Origin of the sequence: Bacillus cereus group sp. BfR-BA-01430 (assembly GCF_022663115.1) — a bacterium.
Lineage (GTDB): Bacteria > Bacillota > Bacilli > Bacillales > Bacillaceae_G > Bacillus_A > Bacillus_A cereus_BD.
On the sequence record NZ_JAKUEW010000104.1, the window covers coordinates 1 to 223 of the forward strand.

Below are 223 nucleotides of genomic sequence, written 5' to 3' on the forward strand. Positions count from 1 at the left end.
CAATTTCCTTATGTTTATCTTGCGCTGTTGAAACTGTACTTTTGTACTGGCGCTTTGCTTCCGCAATAATTGCATTAGCTTCATCAGCTGTAATGGTTTTATTTTCATCACTCTGACGAATAGCTTCTTCTATTTTGTCGTTACGCGTCTTTTTCGCATCTTCAATGACTTTATCGCGTGCTTTAGCGCTATTTTGAACAACTTCCGCTGCTTGTCTAGCTGT

General features: G+C 39.5%; 1 protein-coding gene. It reads right to left on the minus strand.

Features of this window, described 5'->3' with window-relative positions; genetic code table 11:
- Positions 1–223: hypothetical protein (locus MR058_RS23920; protein WP_242145953.1), on the minus strand; the 223-nt coding region annotated here is incomplete at both ends.